We start from the raw sequence: 16,958 nt of genomic DNA on the forward strand, positions 1-16,958 counted from the left end.
TTTTGTAAAATCTAAAATAGCCCGTTTTTAAAACCATATTAAACTAGGCGTTATGCAAAAAATAATTTTTACATTTTTTTCAATATTGGCAATTCCGGTTTTAATATTTGCTGGAAATCCAGATCGACAAGGAGAAGCAGGTGCTTATGAATTATTAATGAATCCTTGGGCACGAAGTGGCGCATTAAACAGCTTAAATGCATCCTGTATCAGTGGTGTTGAGGCAATGATGGTCAATGTTGCAGGAATTTCCAGAATTAACAAATGGGAAATTGGCTTATCTCAAACGAAATGGTTGCGCCCAAGTGGAATCAACATTAATGCTGGTGGTTTTGCTGTTAAAATCGGCAAAAGTGGAACGTTAGGAGTATCTCTTATGAACCTTGATTTTGGCGAAATTAGAGTCACAACAAATGCAACACCAGAAGGGACAGGTGCTACATATTCACCATCTTTTAGTAATATTGGCGTCGGCTATGCTCATACTTTCGGAAATAAAATTGCTGTAGGAGTTTTATTTAAAGGAATTTCAGAATCTATCCAGGACTTAAATACTTTTGGATTTTCAATAGACGCTGGAGTGCAATATGTTTCTGGTGCTCAGGATAATTTTAAATTTGGAATCGCCTTGCGGAATGTAGGTGGCCCCATGAGTTTTAGTGGAGATGGTTTATCAACACAATTAAAAAGTCCGGAAAATACAGACATAACGTATAATGTAAGATTAAGCCAATTTGAATTGCCATCTCAACTCCATATTGGTATTTCTTATGATTTCATTCCTTCAGAGTCAATTAAATTGACGCCTATGTTAAATTTTACATCAAATTCTTTTGGAAGAGATGAAATAGGTGCGGGTGCAGAAATAAAAATTACACAATATTTTGCACTGCGGGGTTCTTATAAATATGAGCTTGGTTCAAATGAAGATAAAATTAATAAAACGGCACATACAGGTTTGGCAGCTGGCGCATCTGTATCCGTCCCATTGAAAAAGAAATCTGAAACCAGACTTGCAATTGATTATGGTTACAAACATTCAGATCCATTTCAGGGAACACATCAATTTGGTGTTCGTTTGGAATTTTAATCTGTGAGGAACTAAACAACGTCCAAATGTTGTTATAATTAGAAATAGTCTAAATTAAAGAACGTTTCCTGTTAAAATCAGGAAACGTTCTTTTGTTTTTTAACCCATTAAGATATTATAATATGAGCAGCCACAATTACATGACCCAAGAAGGCTATGACAGATTAAAATTAGAACTAGATACTATGAAAACTACGGGCAGACAAGAAGTTGCCAAAGCAATTTCAGAAGCCCGTGAAAAAGGTGATTTATCAGAGAATGCAGAGTACCACGCAGCTAAAGATGCGCAGGGTATGTTGGAAATGAAAATCAATGAGTTAGATAAAAAACTGATGAATGTTCGGTTTATTGATGAACACGATATAGATACCTCTCAAGTGGTTATGTTGGCAAATGTTCGCATAAAAAATCATAAGATCAATAAGGAAATGACTTATAAAATTGTATCTGAAGCAGAAGCAGATATAAAAACAAATCGCATTTCTGTAACCTCTCCCATTGGTCATGGTTTATTAGGTAAGAAAGTAGGTGAGAAGGCAGCTATCCAAACACCTGCTGGAGAAATGATTTTGGAAATTCTTGAAATTACTGCTTAATGGCAAGCATCTTTACAAAAATAATAAATGGTGATCTACCAGTACACAAGATTGCTGAAAATGAATTTTGCTTTTCTTTTTTAGATATTAAGCCATTGGCAAAAGGCCATGCATTGGTTGTTCCAAAAAGCGAAATTGATTATATTTTTGATGTTCCTGATGAATTATTATCGGAGATGATGATTTTTTCCAAACAGATCGCAAGAGCAATAAAAAAAGTTGTGCCATGTACAAAAATCGGGATGAGCATTATTGGGTTAGAAGTTCCACATGCACATATTCATTTAGTGCCTATCAATTCTATTGGAGATTTGAATTTCAACTTGCCGCGTTTGCATTTTACAGAACAAGAATATCAAGAGCTTGCAAATGCAATTGCAAAATTGCTTTAATCTGGTTTACAAAATTTGTATTTGTAAATTTAAAAACGGAGATCACTTGTCGCATTTAACTTACACGCTGTGGATTTTCGGTGATAAATTTTTTCCAACTATTTCCACTTGATTTTAAATTGCCCGATTGATTGGATTGGTAATATAAACACAATGCAGCTCCCAAAGCATCCGTGGCATCAAAATACTTAATATCGATATTAAATTTTAAGATTTGACCCAACATTAATGCAACTTGTTCTTTGGTAGCATTGCCATTTCCGGTAATTGATTTTTTAATTTTTTTTGGAGAAAATTCAAATATATCAACACCCATTACCATAGCTGCAGCAATAGCAACACCCTGGGCACGACCTAATTTATGCATGCTTTGCGCATTTTTCCCAAAAAATGGACTTTCAATAGATAAACTGTGGGGTTGATAGGTTTCAATAATATCCTGAACTCTTAAAAATATTTCTTTTAATTTGCTTTGATGGTCATCAAATTCTTTTAGATGAATGACATTCAAATCTAATACTATAGGTTTATTATCTTTGATCTCGAGAATCCCAAATCCAAGGATATTGGTTCCAGGGTCAATACCTAATATTCTTTCGGGTTTAATCATATTCTGGATACCATATTGAATTGCAAATTTAGAAGATTAAAGTGTAGAAAGCATAACTTATTATTTGATAGATGAATTTGAATGCATCAAAAATGGTTTTATTGAAACAACGAATGAAGTTGGTTTGCTATTTTATTGGATGCTTATTCGCTTTTTTGGGCGCTTATATTTATTATTTCCAAGTTCAAATGAATACTCATTTTGGCAGGGATGATTTTTTTTATTTTGGTCTCATTTGTTTTTTAATGCCAATTAATATTTGCTTGGAATCGTTCAAGTTCAAGTTTTGTTTACCTTATAAAATTACCTTCATTGAAAGTATTCAAAAAATCTGTAAAGGCTTTGCCTTTGAACTGTTTATTCCATTTGGCTTAGGATCTTATATTGGAAGAGTCACATTCGAAGATAAAAAACATATCCCCGATCTGATTGCATTAAGTAGCATTTCATCATTAATCCAAACTACCTGGAATGTATTGTTTGGATTGCTTTTAGGATTTCCTTTCATGCTATCTAATTTTATTTTAGAGCCATTCACTTTATGGAATGGACTTTCTATCAGTTTGGCGATCCTCTTCTTTTTAAATTTATTATTTTACCTATTGACAAGGACAGAATTCCTCCAATTTTTAAAATCTAAATGGCCAGAGATTTCAAAGTTGGAATGGTCCTTGATGCGTTTTAAAAAGAAGGACTATATTATTATTTCAGGATTGTCGCTGTTGAGATATTTAGTTTATTTGCTGCAAATTGCAGTAGCCTTAGTATTCGTTTCAGAAGTTCATTTTTTAGTAGCTGTTAATGCTGCCGCTATATTTTTAATGCTCGTGAGTATGATTTATTTGCCTGGTTTTCTTTCTACCTTGAGTCGTGCTGCAATCGCCGTGTTGGTCTTTTCATACATTGGAATTAGCCAAAACCAGTCGATTTCGGTATCTTGGCTTATTTATTTGTTAAATGTAGGGATTCCTGCAATGTTTGGCTTTTACTTTTTGTTGAATCATGTAGTTCAAAGAGTGAAATGAAAAAAATTATAGCTATCGTATTCCTTTTTTTTGCGGGTTGCCTCTTTTGGTCATTCAGAAGTGTGCCTGTGGAGTCTGATTTTGCCTTCACACCAGGAGAGAAATTGGTCTATAAAATATTTTATAACTGGAACTTTGTGTGGCTTGCAGCTGGTGAAATTGTCTTTGAAATTAAAGAAGAGCAGGAGGCTTACCACATTGAAGTGACGGGCAAGACTTATGCTTCCTATGAGTGGTTTTATAAGGTAAGAGATAAATATCATTCTTATATCGATAAGAAGACAGGCCTGCCAAAATTATATATTCGGGATATTCATCAAGGTGATTATAGGCATTATGAAAAAATTGTATTCGATTATCAAAATCATAAAGCAACGAGCTATACTGGTAAACGTTTTGATCAATTGAAAAGTCAGGAAATTGATTTAGATGGGAATTATTACGATATGATATCGAGTATGTACTTTTTGAGAAATATAAAGATTGAAGATTTTAAAAAAGAACGGCATCGAGGATTTAAATTAATTTTAGATAATAGAAAGTATAATTTAAACTTGAAATACGTTGCTGACAAAGATCAGTTTAAGGTTAAGGAAAGCGGAACCTATAATGCTTTTCATGCCATTGGGGATGTGATTACCGGAAATGTATTTAAGGATGATGTTCAAATGAATTTTTGGATCTCTAATGATTCGAATATGCTTCCTGTAATGCTTGAGTCTCCGCTTGTGGTGGGTTCTGTGAAAGGAATCTTAGCATCCTATACAAATTTAAAATATCCATTTTCAGCCAAGGTAAATTAATTTCATGCGATTTATTTATGGAGCAATTGTAGTACTTGCTTTTTTATCCGGTTTTTATCTATGCAAAAAATTCAGTTCGATATCGAACTACGAAACCAATCAGAGTACCGTTTTATTAGAACGAATAAAGGAAGTATTTAAAATTGTCTATGTTGAGGCACAGTTTAATGAATTGTATTCACACAAAGATTATACCTGGATCGATCTTAGTCCATTTAGAAAATCAGCGATTGTACGTGTCCAAGCAAAGGTAACAGCCGGAGTTAATATGGATTCTGCTAAAATTGAGATACAAGAAAAAACCAAAACGATTCATCTTATTTTTAATTCTCAACCTGTCATTTTAAGTATAGATCATAAACTAGATTATTACGATTTACAACAAGGTAGTTTCAATTATTTTAGTTCGGAAGAGCTTACTAAAATGCAAGAACAAGCCAGGCAATTAATATTAAAAAAAGCAATGGAAAGCGACCTGCTTTCAAGAGCAAATCAAAAGAGAATAGATATGACGAATACTTTAGATCAATTCGTAAACTCTATGGGATGGAAATTAATTGTGGAAGAAATTCCATCCCATAAATATTTCAATCAATAATCTAACTTGTTAATTATTTAGATTTTAAAATATTAATCTTTTGTTGCAATTCTAAATAAAATAAAAGCTAGCGCTGCAAAAAACAGGACCCCAATCAATTGATATATCCCTGCACCAAAGGCACCGGTGATACCATGTTCAAGAGATATACTTGCCAAACTGTTAGCAATCCCTTCATTTACACTTAGCAAAGCGACAATGACTCCTGCCAATGCTCCACCAGCAACTAAACCAGTTGCAAAAAGGGAACCTTTGCCGAGTTCGTCTTCTTCTGCAGTTTTATTTTTCTTAGCATTAAATAGATCTACAATGCCTTTGACAGCGCCCCCTGCAAATATTGGAAGTGTAGTAGATAATGGCAAATAGGCACCAACAGCAAATGACAATGCTTTAATTCCACAAAGTTCCATAACGATCGCAAGAAAAACCCCGGCAATCACAAATTGCCAATCTAAATTAAAAGAAAGTATCCCTTTAATTAAAGTAGCCATTAAGGTAGCTTGTGGGGCATTGTATTTTTCTCCAATAGCATGTTGAATTCCTTGAGAAATCATAGTAGAATCTGGAGTATCTAATAATTTTACAGTCCAACCAATAACAATGGACGAGAAAACGGCTCCAATAAATAAGGCTAATTGTTGATATTTCGGTGTGGCCCCAATAATGTATCCAGTTTTTAAATCCTGAGAAGTTGCTCCTGCATTTGCAGCGGCAATACAGATCATACCACCAACCACTAAAGCCATGGGTTCAAATAATTTGCCACTCCATCCAACACCAATAAAAACAAGACAAGTTGCCATAATCGTAGCAATGGTCATTCCTGAAATTGGATTGTTTGAAGAACCTATGATTCCTACAATTCTGGACGAAACAGTAACAAAGAAGGCACCAAAAATAACAACCAATACGCCCACCATTAATTTCGAAAGAATTCCCTGACCGGGTATAATTGGCAATAATGCAACCAATAAAATCAGACCTAAACTTCCGAATAAAACAACTTTAATATTGAGATCCCGATCTGTACGTAAGACGCTTTTATCGCCTTCAGATTTAACAGATCCTAATGAATCTTTAAATGAACTTATAATGGTAGGTATCGTCTTTATTAAGGTAATAAAACCGCCTGCTGCAACTGCTCCGGCACCAATTTGACGGATATAAACTCTATAAATTGCTTCTGCTGAATTACTAAATGTATGACTTGCTTCATCCCAACCAAAACGAACCGGATTAAAACCTAATTTTACTACTTGCTGATAAATTACATCTCCTGGCACTAAAGTAGCAAGTAATGGTATTAGAACAAACGAACTCAAAACCCCACCAGCAACGAGTACTCCTGATATTTTAGGACCAATAATATAGCCTACACCTAAATATTCAGGTGTGATTTCTCCACTTATTCTTCCTGCTGGCCAATATTTATTTGTAAGGCTGGTTACGTACGTTGGAACTTCTGAAATAAGATGAAGTACTTTTTGGAGCAAGGCATATAAAATGGAAAGGCCCAAACCCATAAAAGCTGTTTTTGCAAAATCTCCGCCTTTTTCACCGGCTACAAGAACACTAGCGCATGCGGTACCTTCCGGATATGGTAAAGTTCCATGTTCTTTAACAATGAGCGATCTTCTAAGCGGGATCATCATCAAAGTACCTAAAATTCCACCTAAAACAGCGAGTGTAAAAATGGTCCAATAATTAAATGAACTCACACCATCACTTTCTGCTGATAAAAATAAAAAACCAGGCAAAGTAAATACTACTCCGGCTGCTATGGATTCTCCAGCAGAACCGGTGGTTTGAATAATATTGTTTTCAAGAATGGTAGTTTTAAAAAATTTCCTACCTAATGAAATAGCTAATACAGCAATTGGAATTGATGCAGACACGGTTAATCCTGCTTTCAGGGCAAGATAAACGGTAGCAGCGCCAAATAAGATCCCAAAAAAGATACCTAGTAAAATTGCCTTCAAAGAAAATTCAGCAATGGAGGTAATTTCAGGAGCAATATATGGTTTAAATTCCTTAGGAGAAGTTGGTTCCATATGAAGTGATTTTGTTTTGTTGAAGAAAAGAAATCGTAAAATTTATTTAATACCGTGCATTAATTTTTGAAGTTTTTTAGATAAAATAAATAAAATAATAGCTGCAATGCCTGCCATCACTACAAATAGTAAAAAGAAATCATAGGTATTTTCCATAGCATAACCGAGAAAATTTTTAGGTTTTCCAGCTTCCGGATATAAAGCAGATAACATACCTGCAAATTTATTAGCCGTAGCATTTGCTAAAAACCAGACTCCCATTAATAAAGATGCTAAACGAGCGGGAGCTAATTTATTCACCATTGACAAACCAATTGGTGATAAACATAATTCTCCGAATGTATGGATTAAATATAAACCAGTAAGCCAAATAATTGAAACTTTAGAACCTGCATCAACACCATTGACACCAAATGCAATATATAAATAGCCAAGTGCAAGTAAACCAATACCTATTGCTTGTTTGGTAATGGATGCAGGTTGATTATCGCCCATTTTTAACCAAATAGCAGAAAATACAGGAGCAAAAATGACTACAAAAGCAGCATTGAAACTTTGAAACCAACTTGCAGGCATTTCCCATCCAAAAAAAGTACGGTTCGTTTGTTCATCCGCAAAAAAGGTTAAGGAAGCTCCAGCTTGTTCAAATGCAGACCAAAAAAAGACAACAAAAAAAGCGGAAATAAAAATGACCCAAATTCGTTCTTTCTCAACCGTATTTAGAGATTTATCAAATATTATTGTAATCGGGATACTAATTGCAAATGAAAAAATAATAGCTCCGAAAAAATCAAAGCCAACTATTTTATAAAAAATTAAAAATAATAATGCACTTCCAGCGGTAATAATCGCCATTTGTTTATTATCCAAATTAGAAGCTACCGTAGATTCTCCTTCTTTTAATCTTGCTCTATTAGGTTCGACTCCAATCTGAAGTCCGGTAGGTGATAACAAGTATTTATTTTTTAACCATTGAAAGGAAGCAACGCTAATTAACATCCCTACACCTGCGGCAAAAAATCCCCATTTAAAAGCAATATTTTCACCAAGCCAACCGCACAATAAAGGAGCAATGAATGCACCTAAATTAATACCCATATAAAAAACAGTATATGCAGAATCTAATCTTCTGTCATTTTCAGGATATAACTGACCCACCATAGTTGAAATGTTAGGTTTAAAAAATCCATTCCCAAAAACGAGTAATCCCAAACCTAAATACATCATAAAATTGCTGGTCATTGCACCGCTAAAGAATAACATAAATTGCCCCATAGCCATCACCAATCCACCGATAACAATAGATTTCCGGTTTCCCCAATATCGATCGGCTAAATATCCACCAATGATTGGGGTTAAATAAACAAGACCTGTAAAGCTTCCATAAATTCCAGAAGAGATAGTTTTATCCATCATCAACTGTTTTGTTAGAAATAACACAAGGATTGCTCGCATGCCATAATAGCTAAAGCGCTCCCACATTTCTGTAAAAAACAATAAGTAAAGTCCTTTTGGATGACCTGTTTGTTGGCTCATGTAAATTTTCGTTTAGTAAAGAATAATTTCTAAGCCTAAATATAGTCGGAATCTTTTAATTCGCTTTAAAGCTTAATTTTTTTAATTAAAATTAATTAAAACAAGAAATTATATTTTGAAATCGATTGTATGTAGTACAAAATTCAAAATAATATTCTGAATTTTATTGTGTAAAACTTAAGGATTAGGACTTAATTTGAATTCAATATTTGCCAGCGACCAGGTTAGCAGAAAGATGTGTCTGGCTATTTTTTCAGTTTTTCCAAACAGAATTTTTGAAGCATCATCTGTGATCCGATGATAATCTTCATGAACACCACTGAAAAAGAAAATAGCTGGTATACCTTTTTCTGCAAAATTGTAATGATCCGAACGATAATAAAACCGATTTGCATCTGTTTCACTATTATAGGTATGATCTAATTTAAGCTGAGAATATTTTTGATTTACATCGACATTTATTTTATGTAAATCTAAACTCAATCTATCAGAACCAATAACATAGATGTAATTGCTATCTTTTAAATATTTTGGATCGGTTCTTCCAATCATATCCACATTAATATCGACCATCGTAGAAGAAAGTGGAAATGTCGGGTGATTCACATAATACATAGATCCTAGTAATCCTTTTTCTTCACCTGTTACAAGCATACATAAAACGGATCTCCTGGAACCTTTACCGGCTTCTTTTAATTTTTGTAGTGTATGTGCAATTTCAATTACAGCCGATGTACCCGATGCATTATCATCAGCACCATTATAAACATCGTTCCCACGTTTGCCGATATGATCATAGTGGGCTGAAACAATAATCAGCTCATTTTTTTTGTCGGTACCTTCAATATAAGCAAGAATGTTTCTTCCTTTTTCGGATCGGACATTTCGTTTTTGTATAAATTCAAGATTGGTTTTGATAATAAAGCTATTTGATTTTCCAGTTCGGTTGATTTTATCTCTTGCTTTAATTACTTTTTTAATAGATTTTCCCAGCAACATGGATACGGTAGTAGAGGATAAATGCATGGTATTAATTCCAATCCTGAAATCGTTTGAATTTTTATCCATAATCACCGATGGAGACACCACGGAAGACCGATTAGAATCTACAAATTCTTTAAATTTATCTTCTATTACTAATACTATTTTAGCACCATGCTTTTTTGCTGTACGAATTTTTAATTGTAAATCAGATGACCATGGTGATGGCTTTAAATTTGATGAAAGCAGGTATTCTCCTTTTTTATTTTTAGGTTCCCCTTTATAAATAAGGATGGCTTTATTTTTAACATCCAGGTTTTTATAGTCATTATATTTTGGATCGTCAATGCCATAGCCTAGAAAAAGAACTTCTGAAGTATTCATTTCCAGGTCATCATTTTGATCAGGAATGATTAGATAATCCCATAATTGTTTATAATTAACGCCATTAATTTTAAATGAAAGTTTATCCCAATAGATCCATTTAAATCCGAGCTCTTGAAAATAAGAATTGGAATCGCCAATTTTTTGAACATTATATTGATTTAAAAGCCCAGCAATAAAATTGCTTGCGCGCTCATTTCCTTTGCTACCTAATTCGCGGCCTTCGCAAGAATCTGAAGCTAAATACTCAATGATTTCTTTGAGTTTATCGGCTTGTATATATTTTGAATATTCAAATGCCGAATCCTTTTCAATACTTCGAATTGTGTCCGGAAAAATCACCGAACTGAAATAATTTTTTTGTGCTAATGCAGGTGTCAGTAATGCACAAAAGAATATTAATTTGAATGATTTCATTTCAAATTCATTTTTTCGACTCTTCTTTGATGTCTTCCACCTTCAAAGGGAGTAGATAAAAACGTTTCTACCATTTGAATTGCAGTTTCTTCACTCACAAAACGGGAAGGAATACTTAATATATTTGCATCATTATGAAGTCTTGCAAGGCTTGCAATTTCTTCATTCCAACACAACGCGCAACGTACCTTTGCATGTTTATTCGCGGTCATTGCGGCGCCATTCCCACTTCCGCAAATTACAATACCAAAATCAACTTGTTTTTCAGAAATGTCATTTGCTACCGGATGTATAAAGTCTGGATAATCCACCGAATCTGTATTGAAGCTACCATGATCTGTAACTTCAATACCACGCTCTTCAAGATAATTGCTTATTATATTTTTATATTCAAATCCTGCGTGATCCGCTCCAATTGAAATTTTCATTCTCAGTTTTAATTTATTAGGTTTGGAGTTGCTGCATTGTATTTATTTAGTAATGATTCCATTTCCTTTAAAAATGCAGGATCATTTATTAGTTTACTGCGATCTATGATTTCACGAACCGCAGACATCGATAAACTTTTGTCTTGTGCGAATCCTTTATTTAAATCTTCAAGCGTTAAAGAATCAAAAAATTGTAACATATCAACAGTCTCCGTGGCAAGCGTACGCAATTGTTTTTTTGCAGATTCTAAATCACCAGATTCTATAAGAATTTGAATAAAAGGCATAATTCGAACATCAAACTGGAAATTCATATTTGGAAATGCTTCAAAATATTTATTGGCTATTTTGATAGCGCGATCCTTGTCGCCAATTACCTGTAAACCTACAGCAGTTCGCATCATAATCATTCGCATAGCTTGTATACTTGGGGCAAAACTATGATCTACAAATTGCTGTACTTTATCAAAATTACCCCAGCGATATTTATTCATAATAATATCATAGGTTTTATCAAGATCTGCTCTCCCTGCACCATAGATATATAAGCTTGGATCACTTTTCGTTTTAATAGGAACAACACGAAGGGCCATACCTTCTTGATTTGTATAATCATCCAATCCCATTAATTTTTCGCCATTGCAGGTTACAGAAAAATAGATTGGGCGATCATAAATATTGGAATTTATAATATCGATTACTGCCAGATCATCTTTTGTAATATATCCTGCATTAATAGTAATCGGAATTTTATCCACAAAGGCTGAATCTGCTGGATTGCAAAGGCCCGTTGAAAATGCTTTTTGTCTGTCAATACTAAAATAAACATTTCTTGTTGGCATGTGCGTTTCAAATTTCCGTCCATTTCCAGATTCAACAGGATGATCTTCACCAAGGTATTTTAAAAATTCAGTAGCACTCATTTCGCGATCAGCACCAGTGCCATCCGGGTTTTCAGGATTATAATAAAAAATTTGATTGCGTAAGCTGCCTCTCAATTTTTCTTGAGGTATTGACATTTTTACAGCAGCCGATTCATTGAATTTACGTCTTTGATTTTCAATATACCAATCTACTGCAATTAAACTTAAATTTATAACTCTCACATCCCGACGAATTCCTTCTACTTCTTGTGCATACCAAACCGGATAAGTATCATTATCTCCATAGGTAAATAAAATAGAATTGGGTTGGCAAGATTCTAAAATATTTGAAGCATAATCTCTGGCAGCAGTACTTTTCATTCTGCTATGATCATCAAAATTTTGAGTCACCAAAAGAATTGGAATAACTAATCCGAAAGCAGCGGAACTTATACCAGATATCGACGAAGATAGTTTGAATCTTTGCGTTAAGAAATTTGATAAAAACAAAACACCCATTCCAATCCACATACAAAATGTCAAAAAGGAACCTTCCAAAACATAGTCCCGTTCCCGCGGTTCGTTTGGTGGTGAATTGTTAAAAACGCAAAGCGCAATACCTGTTAAAATAAAAAAACTAACTAAAGCTAAGAAATCGTTGCGGTTCTTTTTGAAATGAAATACAACACCTAGAATACCTAATATGAATGGTAGAAAATAATAACTGTTTCGCGACTGATCTTCCCGAATCACCCGAGGAAGATGGTCTTGATTATACAATCGGCCGCTATCGAATGGTTTTATACCTGAATACCAGTGGCCATCTTTATTAATCCAGGGAAAAAATCCCTGTTCTGCATTTTGTCGACCAACAAAATTCCACATAAAATAACGCCAATACATCCAGCCAAACTGGTATGACCACATAAATTTTAAATTGAAAGCCATCGTCGGAACACCCGTTTTACCACCTTGCAGATATTCCATCCAGGTGCGATAAAGTTGAGGCCTTCCCTGATCGCTATGACTTATCCGAGGGAATAATATTTTATCTTTTTCGCGAAATTCATAATCATATTTTTGATCCACAACTTTATATTCATTTCCGACACGTCCCCAACGGTCTTCAGATTTTGTATCAATTGGGCGTGCATCAAAATGGGGACCTTTTAATAAACTCCGATCTCCATATTGTTCCCGGTTTAAATAAGGAATTAAACGCATCACATCATATGGGTCATTCATATTCACTGGAGTTTTTGCTATTGCGCGAATGAGTACAACACCAACTGTTGAATAGGAAACGACAAGAAGGATAAAGGTAAATACCACTTTATGCATGAGGTCATTGCCCTTAGATTTAAAATAACGCAATCCATAATATCCAGCCAATGTGATGACTATCAAGGTTGGAATTAAACCTGTATGGAAGGGCAAACCAAAGGAATTGACACAAATTTTTTCAAAGAAACTCCATAAATCCGGAATCCCAATAATGATGAGGATTTGGAATAAAAAGATAGCAAGAACTCCAACTAACATGGCTCCTATCATGCCTAACCAGGTATGTGTTTTATATCGTTTAAAATAATATAAAGCGGCTATTGTTGGAAACGCAAGTAAACTTAATAAATGGACTCCAGTTGAAAGTCCGGTAGCAAAAATGGCGAAGATCAACCATTTATCATTTTTCGGATTGTCTTCAAGATAATACCATTTCATAGCAGCCCAGAATGTCATTGTAGTAAACATTGTAGACATTGAGTAAACCTCCCCTTCCACAGCAGAAAACCAGGTGGTAGAAATGAAACCAGTTGATAATCCTGCAACGAGTCCAGACCCTAACATTGCCCAACCTTCATTACCTTCATTTTGATAATCTCTTCCATACATTGACAAACGACCAAACATCATCGTAATCCAACAAACAAAGGTGGCTGCTAAGGCAGAACAGGCTGCAGACATTAAATTGACGCCAAAAGCAATATAGGATGGGTTGTCTGAAAAGACAGAGGCAATCCAAGCAAATAATCGACCAATTATTAAAAATAGTGGAGCTCCTGGCGGATGGACCACTTGCAATTTATATGCACCTAGAACAAATTCACCACAGTCCCATAAACTTCCGCTTCGTTCTACAGAAAAGTAATATACTGTAAACACCAGGATAAAAACAATCCAACCAACTAAATTAGTCTTATTAAATTTTGTACTCATTTTATAATCAATAAGTTATAGATATAAATAATTAATATAATTTAAATTATCATGTAAAAGTATGAAATCTATTCCAATAATTACAAGTTTCCTCAGGTCAGGAAACCAACTCGATCTTAACGTTGTTAATGCTTATGTTTGTATGATTAAACCTATCTTTAGGACTGGATTTTTATAAATTTTTAAAGTATGATCAGAATTATCATATTTGGATTAGCCATTTATGCACTTTACATCCTTTTTTTAAGGGACAAAACGATTATTATTTCACCAAAGAACCCAAATAAGAAAAAAGATAAATATTCAGACTATGAAGAAATTAAATAAGACTGAACGCTCTTGAATTCAATTCGTGATCACATTATTTATCAGGACCATCATCTGGTCGTATGTAATAAACCTGCAGGAATCCCTGTGCAGGAAGATTTAACCAAAGATGTATCGCTCCATAGAATGGTGCAGGCATATTGCAAGCACGATCTTTATTTATGTCATCGGATTGACCGTCCTGTGTCAGGTCTTGTAATTTTTGCAAAAAACAAAGAATCGGTTATCGAAATAAATGATCAACTAATACAGAAAAAATTCTTTAAAGAATACTTAGCAATTGTGGAGAAAAAGGAATTATCAGCAACAGGTACATTGGTCAACCATTTGGTAAAATCATCCAAATTAAAAAAGTCTTTTGTAAATGAAAAATCAGAAGGGGATGAATCGATATTGAACTACAAAGTATTGCACGAAATGGACCGATATTTAGTATTAAATATAGAATTAGTTACTGGAAGATTTCATCAAATTCGCTCGCAACTTGCCCATATTGGTTTACCCGTAAAAGGAGATGTTAAATATGGAGCGAGAAGAGGAAATAAAGACCGAACCATTGGCTTGCATGCCTGGAAAGCAGCGTTTTTGCATCCTTCCACAAAAATTCAACTAAATTTCGAAGCTAGTTTGCCAATCAATGATATTTGGCCTATCGTCCAACAATTATTAATAACAATATGAACCAAGAGAGTAGTGATATCCAACGAACAGAAATAAGTGAGTATGGTGAATTTGGTTTAATTGAACGATTAACTCAAAATTTTAAAACGTATAGCGATTCTACTTTAAAAGGTATTGGAGATGATGCAGCCGTTATAAAAAATCAGGAAAGTTGCACTGTGATTACAACCGATATGATGGTGGAAGGTGTGCATTTTGACCTTGCCTATTTTCCATTAAAACACCTCGGTTATAAATCTATTATCAGTAATTTATCGGATATCTATGCCATGAATGCAATTCCTGAGCAAGTTACGGTTTCGATCGCTGTGTCCAATCGGTTTTCTGTTGAAGCACTGGAAGTACTATATGAAGGGATCAGACAAGCTTGTATTGATTATAAAGTGGATTTAATAGGAGGCGATACAACCGCTTCACTTCGTGGATTAGTAATTTCTGTGACCGCAATAGGCAGGCAAGTGGAACCTAAAATTTCATATCGATCTGGAGCAAAATCGGGAGATTATATTTTTGTAACAGGAGAGCTGGGCGCTGCTTATTTAGGCTTACAATTATTGGAACGCGAAAAACAAGTCTATCTTTCAACACCGGGTATTCAACCCAATTTGGAAGATCAAAAATATTTAGTTGGTAAATTCTTAAAGCCAGATGCAAAAAAGGAAACCATTGAATGGCTTGAAAAAATTAAAGTAATTCCAACTGCCATGATTGATTTATCGGATGGTTTATCGTCCGATTTAAAACATCTTTGTAAGCAAAGTCAGGTAGGTGCAGAAATAATTGAATCTTTGATACCGATGCATTTAGATGCTAAAATGATGGCATTGAAATTTCATATGGATCCATTGACCTGTGCCTTAAATGGTGGAGAAGATTATGAATTATTATTCACGGTATGCCCTCAAGATTCAGAGAAGGTCAAGTTTATACCAGATCTAAATTATATTGGAGAAATAAAAGATGCTTCATTTGGAGTTATGTTAAAAGGGAATACGGGCAATTTGCATGCATTGAAAGCGCAAGGTTGGACCCATTTTTAATATTTTATTATTTTCTAAAAAGAATAAAATTTGATTTAAGACTATTATTAAAAGCAATTTCAATTTTTTCCTTCTACAATTTTTTTTACTTTTCTGCTTTACAATAAAAATCTAACTGATTTCCATCCATTGCTTTAAGAAAATAGTTTGAAGTAGTAATTTTTGAAACCAGTTCGTCATGTTGATTTTTCAAACGATTTCTATTGATTCTGTTAAGAATGTCATACGGTATTTGAAACCATTTTGCGGGTAGATTTTCTTCAAAATTGAAGACATCCCATTTTTTCCATTTTTGGATTCCTAGTTTATTTTTTTCGTGATAATTAACAATTTGTTGATCTCCATATACGCCACCAAAAAATATCTTATCATTTTTGAAATATTGAGTCATTAGATTTTTGAATTCTTCGGTAGTATATTCTCTCATATGGTAAGGATTTCTTGTCAGGGACATAGTTTTATTAGGGGTCGTAAGTAATAATTTTCCACCTGGTTTTAGAACCCTGTGTATTTCTGACAATAGCGTTTTGTCGTCTTGAATATGTTCGATAAGCTGAAAGCAGATTACGATATCAAATCGGTCATTATTTAATCCTTGGAGAAATGGAACTTCCATCTGCTTAAATTCAATATTTTTAAAATTTTCCTGATTCGATGGAATGTGTTTATCAATGGCTATATAACGACTGGCATGAGGCGCTAAAAGTTTAATTCCATAACCTTCTCCACAGCCTATTTCAAGGACTTCACCATGAATTTCCTGGGCGGCTTGTTCATACGCAAATAGTTGGCGCATGAATACTGGTTTATCAGAAATGGCTTTTTCATTTGCACGTTCTGCTGTATATAAATTTTCTAAAATACCCATTTCAATTAAATATTAAATGGCAAAGATATATAGTTTGTTACTTTTGTTTTC

The 16,958-nt window shown here is 34.1% G+C and carries 16 protein-coding genes; 9 read left to right on the forward strand and 7 right to left on the reverse strand.

Going from position 1 to position 16,958, the window contains the following annotated elements; all coding sequences use genetic code 11:
• The first annotated feature begins 52 nt into the window (after positions 1–52).
• The 3 genes from IPO86_04175 to IPO86_04185 all read left to right on the forward strand — a co-directional run bounded on the left by IPO86_04175 (position 53) and on the right by IPO86_04185 (position 2,078).
• A complete protein-coding gene (locus IPO86_04175; GenBank protein MBK9727298.1) occupies positions 53–1,090 on the forward strand; it encodes a PorV/PorQ family protein in 1,038 nt (345 codons plus the stop codon).
• Between the two features lie 122 nt (positions 1,091–1,212).
• Positions 1,213–1,686, forward strand: coding sequence for a transcription elongation factor GreA (greA, locus tag IPO86_04180; GenBank protein ID MBK9727299.1), 474 nt, complete (start codon positions 1,213–1,215; stop codon positions 1,684–1,686).
• The gene (locus IPO86_04185) at positions 1,686–2,078 is read left to right on the forward strand and encodes an HIT family protein (GenBank protein ID MBK9727300.1); all 393 of its coding nucleotides are present in this window, start codon (positions 1,686–1,688) and stop codon (positions 2,076–2,078) included. Before greA ends, IPO86_04185 begins: the two co-directional genes overlap by 1 nt.
• Before the next feature lie 55 nt (positions 2,079–2,133).
• Here the strand turns inward: IPO86_04185 and ruvC are convergent, their stop codons facing one another.
• A complete protein-coding gene (gene ruvC, locus IPO86_04190) occupies positions 2,134–2,688 on the reverse strand; it encodes a crossover junction endodeoxyribonuclease RuvC (protein MBK9727301.1) in 555 nt (184 codons plus the stop codon).
• Positions 2,689–2,951: 263 nt separating this feature from the next.
• On the opposite strand from ruvC, the gene IPO86_04195 reads away from it, so the two are divergent.
• Genes IPO86_04195 through IPO86_04205 form a run of 3 tightly spaced genes read left to right on the forward strand, consistent with a single transcriptional unit; the run spans position 2,952 to position 5,114 of the window.
• Positions 2,952–3,713 carry a hypothetical protein gene (locus IPO86_04195; protein MBK9727302.1) on the forward strand — a complete coding sequence of 254 codons (762 nt, stop codon included), beginning with the start codon at positions 2,952–2,954 and terminating at the stop codon, positions 3,711–3,713.
• The gene (locus IPO86_04200; protein ID MBK9727303.1) at positions 3,710–4,516 is read left to right on the forward strand and encodes a DUF3108 domain-containing protein; all 807 of its coding nucleotides are present in this window, start codon (positions 3,710–3,712) and stop codon (positions 4,514–4,516) included. Before IPO86_04195 ends, IPO86_04200 begins: the two co-directional genes overlap by 4 nt.
• A 4-nt stretch (positions 4,517–4,520) precedes the next feature.
• Positions 4,521–5,114, forward strand: a complete 594-nt coding sequence (locus IPO86_04205) for a DUF4230 domain-containing protein (protein ID MBK9727304.1) — start codon at positions 4,521–4,523, stop codon at positions 5,112–5,114.
• 32 nt (positions 5,115–5,146) lie between these two features.
• On the opposite strand, the gene IPO86_04210 is transcribed toward IPO86_04205, so the two are convergent.
• From IPO86_04210 to IPO86_04230, 5 genes are all read right to left on the reverse strand, one after another.
• Positions 5,147–7,165, reverse strand: coding sequence for an oligopeptide transporter, OPT family (locus IPO86_04210; GenBank protein ID MBK9727305.1), 2,019 nt, complete (start codon positions 7,163–7,165; stop codon positions 5,147–5,149).
• 42 nt (positions 7,166–7,207) lie between these two features.
• Entirely contained in the window at positions 7,208–8,701 is a 1,494-nt protein-coding gene (locus IPO86_04215) for a peptide MFS transporter (protein MBK9727306.1), read from the reverse strand.
• A gap of 177 nt (positions 8,702–8,878) precedes the next feature.
• Positions 8,879–10,483 carry a M28 family peptidase gene (locus tag IPO86_04220; protein MBK9727307.1) on the reverse strand — a complete coding sequence of 535 codons (1,605 nt, stop codon included), beginning with the start codon at positions 10,481–10,483 and terminating at the stop codon, positions 8,879–8,881.
• On the reverse strand, positions 10,480–10,911 hold the full coding sequence (gene rpiB, locus IPO86_04225; GenBank protein MBK9727308.1) for a ribose 5-phosphate isomerase B: 432 nt from the start codon (positions 10,909–10,911) through the stop codon (positions 10,480–10,482). Before rpiB ends, IPO86_04220 begins: the two co-directional genes overlap by 4 nt.
• Before the next feature lie 8 nt (positions 10,912–10,919).
• A complete protein-coding gene (locus IPO86_04230) occupies positions 10,920–13,991 on the reverse strand; it encodes a DUF2723 domain-containing protein (GenBank protein ID MBK9727309.1) in 3,072 nt (1,023 codons plus the stop codon).
• A gap of 189 nt (positions 13,992–14,180) precedes the next feature.
• On the opposite strand from IPO86_04230, the gene IPO86_04235 reads away from it, so the two are divergent.
• The 3 genes from IPO86_04235 to thiL are packed head-to-tail and all read left to right on the forward strand — an operon-like array spanning position 14,181 to position 16,039.
• Positions 14,181–14,318: a hypothetical protein gene (locus IPO86_04235; protein ID MBK9727310.1), complete on the forward strand. Its 138-nt coding sequence runs from the start codon at positions 14,181–14,183 to the stop codon at positions 14,316–14,318.
• A gap of 12 nt (positions 14,319–14,330) precedes the next feature.
• Entirely contained in the window at positions 14,331–14,999 is a 669-nt protein-coding gene (locus IPO86_04240; GenBank protein ID MBK9727311.1) for an RluA family pseudouridine synthase, read from the forward strand.
• Positions 14,996–16,039 (forward strand): thiamine-phosphate kinase, encoded by a 1,044-nt coding sequence (thiL, locus tag IPO86_04245; GenBank protein MBK9727312.1) that lies wholly within the window; start codon positions 14,996–14,998, stop codon positions 16,037–16,039. Before IPO86_04240 ends, thiL begins: the two co-directional genes overlap by 4 nt.
• 85 nt (positions 16,040–16,124) lie before the next feature.
• Here the strand turns inward: thiL and IPO86_04250 are convergent, their stop codons facing one another.
• A complete protein-coding gene (locus tag IPO86_04250) occupies positions 16,125–16,907 on the reverse strand; it encodes a class I SAM-dependent methyltransferase (GenBank protein MBK9727313.1) in 783 nt (260 codons plus the stop codon).
• Positions 16,908–16,958: the final 51 nt, after the last annotated feature.

It is taken from the genome of Saprospiraceae bacterium (assembly GCA_016717265.1).
Classification (GTDB): Bacteria; Bacteroidota; Bacteroidia; order Chitinophagales; family Saprospiraceae; genus Vicinibacter.

Bases quoted from the DNA above. Each gene is read 5' to 3' on its own strand.
- IPO86_04235 (MBK9727310.1), top strand. From the start codon at position 14,181: ATGATCAGAATTATCATATTTGGATTAGCCATTTATGCACTTTACATC.
- ruvC (MBK9727301.1), bottom strand. From the start codon at position 2,688: ATGATTAAACCCGAAAGAATATTAGGTATTGACCCTGGAACCAATATC.
- IPO86_04215 (MBK9727306.1), bottom strand. From the start codon at position 8,701: ATGAGCCAACAAACAGGTCATCCAAAAGGACTTTACTTATTGTTTTTT.
- IPO86_04220 (MBK9727307.1), bottom strand. From the start codon at position 10,483: ATGAAATCATTCAAATTAATATTCTTTTGTGCATTACTGACACCTGCA.
- IPO86_04185 (MBK9727300.1), top strand. From the start codon at position 1,686: ATGGCAAGCATCTTTACAAAAATAATAAATGGTGATCTACCAGTACAC.
- IPO86_04175 (MBK9727298.1), top strand. From the start codon at position 53: ATGCAAAAAATAATTTTTACATTTTTTTCAATATTGGCAATTCCGGTT.
- IPO86_04250 (MBK9727313.1), bottom strand. From the start codon at position 16,907: ATGGGTATTTTAGAAAATTTATATACAGCAGAACGTGCAAATGAAAAA.
- IPO86_04210 (MBK9727305.1), bottom strand. From the start codon at position 7,165: ATGGAACCAACTTCTCCTAAGGAATTTAAACCATATATTGCTCCTGAA.
- greA (MBK9727299.1), top strand. From the start codon at position 1,213: ATGAGCAGCCACAATTACATGACCCAAGAAGGCTATGACAGATTAAAA.
- thiL (MBK9727312.1), top strand. From the start codon at position 14,996: ATGAACCAAGAGAGTAGTGATATCCAACGAACAGAAATAAGTGAGTAT.
- IPO86_04205 (MBK9727304.1), top strand. From the start codon at position 4,521: ATGCGATTTATTTATGGAGCAATTGTAGTACTTGCTTTTTTATCCGGT.
- rpiB (MBK9727308.1), bottom strand. From the start codon at position 10,911: ATGAAAATTTCAATTGGAGCGGATCACGCAGGATTTGAATATAAAAAT.
- IPO86_04200 (MBK9727303.1), top strand. From the start codon at position 3,710: ATGAAAAAAATTATAGCTATCGTATTCCTTTTTTTTGCGGGTTGCCTC.
- IPO86_04230 (MBK9727309.1), bottom strand. From the start codon at position 13,991: ATGAGTACAAAATTTAATAAGACTAATTTAGTTGGTTGGATTGTTTTT.